Below are 3,941 nucleotides of genomic sequence, written 5' to 3'. Positions count from 1 at the left end.
CGTGTGATTGCGGAATTAGAGCAGGAGTTGGGAGAGCAGTTGTTTAAGCGAAATACACGCCAAATTCGGCTGACTAATTTTGGCGAGCAGTTTTTGATTAAAGCGAAACAACTGCTGGCGGACACCGATAATCTGTTCAAATTAGGCAAACAACAAACGGACGAAATGGCGGGCGTGGTGCGGATTACCTTTCCCCGTTGGCGTGAAAACGACAATATTTTAGACGAACTTTTGACCGCACTTGCGCCTTATCCGCAGTTGGTGATTGATTGGCGGGAAGATATGACCAAATTTGATGCGGTGGAACATCGTATTGATATTGGCTTACGTATCGGACCTGAACCGAACCCGAATTTTATCGTGCGCAAAATTGCCGATTTGCAAGATTGGATTGTCGCTTCACCGAAATTGTTGGAGCGCTTAGGAACACCAAAAGATTTAGACGATTTACAGCGCAATTTTCCTTTTTCCTTGCCGATTAATGTAGAAACCGGGCGTGCGTGGGATTTAGCGATGAATGATGAGCAAAAATTGCTACCAAGAGAAGTGCTTTTTTACAGCTCCGACCCTGAATGTGAGCTAAAAGCGGTGCTACGCGGCAACGTGGTCGGCTTTATCAGCGAACTGTTCTGCAAACCGCATTTTGACCGCGGCGAGCTGGTCAAACTCTTCCCCGAAATCCCCATTGATAAATGGCAACTGTATTTATACCGCCCCTATCAAACTATTACATCGCCAAGGGTGCTGTTTGTGTTTGATTGTTTGACGGAGATTTTGAAAAAAAGATATGGTTAAATGAGTACGGATGGGACAGAATCTGCACCTCAAATTTAGGTGTCCAACTTTTGGGGTGCAGATCAACAAGCGGTCAGATCTTGCCTGAATTTTGCAATTTGCAAATTTTCACAAGTATCTGACCGCTTGTACATTAGAGTGGATTATTCCACTTTAAACATTCCCATCATGCCGAGATTTTCATGTTCTAAAATATGGCAATGGTACATTTTCAACCCTGTGTGTCCTTGCTTAAAGCGAATAATCACTTTTTCATAAGGGCGTAAATTGACCACATCTTTTAACGCTCTGTCTTCTGGTTTAAAGGTTTTGCCGTTTAAGGTATGTTGAATCACTTCAAATTGAGTACCGTGCAAATGGAATGGATGATCCATGTGGCTTTCATTGAAAATTTCCCATTGTTCTACTTCATTGACTTTGGCAACAAAATCAATGCTGTTTATATCAAAGGTTTGTCCATTGATTAGGAACATACCGTCCATCATTGACGGAAGAGGATTGTCTGTCGTAATCATAGCGGAGCTATGTTTGGTATGATCCATCATTGGCATATTGGTGTGGTTCATCATTTTTTCACTAAAGCGAATTTGGCGAATTTGCTTTGGTTCGTCCCAGTTAGGCAAGCTTCTTAAGCTTTCAGGTAACTGAATAGATTCTGATTTCACCTGAATTGTCGCTAAAGTGAGATCTTTCGGCTGTTCCTGCACCATCATTTTACGGCGATCATAATAGCCACTTTGCAAATTAACCTTGCCTTGCGTTTCACCCACCATAATCACTTCAACGCGTTCTGCTGGTGTGAGTAGCAGTTCATCAACAGGAGTGCGTGGTTTTTCAAGTAAACCACCTTCTGTCCCCACCACAATCCATTTCACCCCTGGAATGTTTAAACGGAAATAACGGGCGCTGGTTGCATTCCAAAGACGAATTCGTTCATTCGTTTTCACTTGAATTTGGGGCTGATATTGACCGTTGATTAACACAAATTCCCCTTCACGTCCGTTCATCCAATCTAACATCGTGTTTGGTGGAATGGTACCATCGGCATTTAAACGCAGATCAGAAATAACCCAATGTTGTTCAGGAAGGTGTGCAAGCGGATCATTTTTCGCTTTCACAACGAAAGTACCTGCTAAGCCTTTATAGACTTGCTCGGAAACATAATGATGTGGATGAGGATGGTACCAATATGTACCTGCACTGCCTTCGGGTAGCGTAAAGCGATAGATTTTTTTCCCTTGTGGTTCAATCATATCCATGGGGTTACCATCCGCTTCATTTGGCACATCTAAACCGTGCCAATGTACCGTTGTGGGTTGTGGTAGGTGATTGATAAATTCAATTTCTACGGTATCGCCTTCAAATACTTCAATTTGTGGCCCGGGTAGTTGCCCGTTATAAGCCCAAAATTCCGTTTCTTTATTGTCTGCGAGGCGAATTTTAATGGGCTCTGCTTTTAAAGTGGCTTTGAATACTCCAGCTTGAGTGGATTGGTTAGCAAGCTTTGGCAATATACCATTGAGTGATAAGCCTGAGGGCATCGCCTCGAGAGGCATTAAGCCAGTAGGTGCTGAATGCATCATCGCCATATTGCCGTGTTGTGCGTGGTTCATCATATTCGCAAAGCTATAAAGCGAGCTACTGGCTAAGCTAAGCCCAATTCCATAACGTAAAAAATCTCGACGTTTCATTCTCTCATCTCTTATTGGTTATAGGATTTGAACACTTCACTTTCACCGTTTTTCTTAATTAAAACAACATCATAAGGATCTTTACGTCCGCCGTAGGCTTCGCCGTCCATGCCGGGTGAGCCAATCGGCATGCCAGGTGCGGACAAACCAACAGCATCGGGTTTTTCTGCAAGTAAACGTTTGATATTCTCTACAGGCACATGTCCTTCAATCACATAGCCATCAACCACAGCAGTATGGCAAGAAGTATGTTCATCTTTGATGTTGAAGCGTTTATGTGCATCATAATTGCCTGTTTCGTTGACTTTAACCTCAAAACCGTTTTTCTGCATATAGCTGATCCATTCATTACAACAACCACAAGTCGGGCTTTTCCACACTTCCATAGAAAGCGTTTGCGCTTGAGCAAATGCGGTTATGCCTAAACTTAAAAGCATCAATGAGCGGGTGAGTTTGCGTAGTTTCATAAGATATCCTTATTTTTATTGAGATTGAATGAGTGTAATGTTAAAGCTTAACCTAGTGTTAAGGTCAAGAGAGATATTGGCTTTTTTACAAAATAGGTTGATTTTTCTTTTTTCTATCTTATAATAAATGACTAATTAATCATTTAATAAGGATCGATATGGCTCGTCCGTTAAGTTCAGATAAACGCAACACCTTAATTCAAGCAACCATTCAGACGATTGCGACGCAAGGATTATCGGCAACCACAGCATTAATTGCGAAAAATGCGGGTGTGGCGACGGGGTCGTTGTTTACTTATTTCGACAGCAAAGAAGCCTTGCTCAATGCCACTTATTTGGAGATTAAACGCCACATCGCCCAAGCGGTGATGCCGAATTTTCCGCAGGCGGAATTTGCATCTCAATTGTTGCATTTATGGAACCATTATATTGATTGGGGCATTGAACACCGCGACGCGCGCCAAACCTTGCAACAGTTGGAAGTTTCAACGGTTTTGACTGAAGCTGCAAGACAGGAAGCGAAGCAGATCTTTTTGCCGATGCAACAGATGTTCAACGCGGCGGAAGCGGATAAGCTCTTTTTTCCGCCACTGGAGTTTGCGATCAAAATGATGGAAGCGATGGTTGAAGCGACGATTCAACAGATTTTACAAGAACCGACCAAGCGCGATATTTATAAAACGCTCGGTTTTACCATGATGTGGAAAGCGATTTCCCATCACTAGCAAGCACACAAGCGGTCAGATTCCGCTTATTTTTTACCAATTTAATTGACTGACTAATCATTTTCTAAAAAGGGGTTACACATGACACAAACAGCATTAATCACCGGCGCATCAAACGGTATCGGGTTGGAACTGGCAAAAATTCACGCACAAAAAGGCGGTAATCTTGTATTGGTGGCGCGTTCTGAAGACAAATTAGCGCAACTGGCTTATGAATTGGAAAGCCAATACGGTATAAAGGCGTGGGTGATTGCGCAGGATCT

Annotated in this window: 5 protein-coding genes; 3 read left to right on the top strand and 2 right to left on the bottom strand. The window is 42.8% G+C overall.

Going from position 1 to position 3,941, the window contains the following annotated elements; genetic code table 11:
• Window positions 1-795 (top strand): LysR substrate-binding domain-containing protein (locus ACEYJ7_RS10680; RefSeq protein ID WP_373779083.1); only part of this gene is annotated, 795 nt, incomplete at its 5' end.
• 143 nt (window positions 796-938) lie between these two features.
• Here ACEYJ7_RS10680 and ACEYJ7_RS10675 read toward each other — a convergent pair.
• Together ACEYJ7_RS10675 and ACEYJ7_RS10670 are read right to left on the bottom strand one after the other, a co-directional pair.
• The gene (locus ACEYJ7_RS10675; protein ID WP_373779082.1) at window positions 939-2,486 is read right to left on the bottom strand and encodes a multicopper oxidase family protein; all 1,548 of its coding nucleotides are present in this window, start codon (window positions 2,484-2,486) and stop codon (window positions 939-941) included.
• A gap of 11 nt (window positions 2,487-2,497) precedes the next feature.
• Window positions 2,498-2,953, bottom strand: a complete 456-nt coding sequence (locus ACEYJ7_RS10670) for a DUF411 domain-containing protein (RefSeq protein ID WP_373779081.1) — start codon at window positions 2,951-2,953, stop codon at window positions 2,498-2,500.
• A gap of 158 nt (window positions 2,954-3,111) precedes the next feature.
• On the opposite strand from ACEYJ7_RS10670, the gene ACEYJ7_RS10665 reads away from it, so the two are divergent.
• On the top strand, window positions 3,112-3,678 hold the full coding sequence (locus ACEYJ7_RS10665; protein ID WP_373779080.1) for a TetR/AcrR family transcriptional regulator: 567 nt from the start codon (window positions 3,112-3,114) through the stop codon (window positions 3,676-3,678).
• A gap of 81 nt (window positions 3,679-3,759) precedes the next feature.
• Window positions 3,760-3,941 (top strand): SDR family NAD(P)-dependent oxidoreductase (locus tag ACEYJ7_RS10660; RefSeq protein ID WP_373779079.1); only part of this gene is annotated, 182 nt, incomplete at its 3' end.

It is taken from the genome of Glaesserella sp., assembly GCF_041814905.1.
Taxonomy (GTDB): domain Bacteria; phylum Pseudomonadota; class Gammaproteobacteria; order Enterobacterales; family Pasteurellaceae; genus Glaesserella.
The sequence above is the reverse complement of the archived record's forward strand: the minus strand, read 5'-3'. Positions and strand labels throughout refer to the sequence as shown.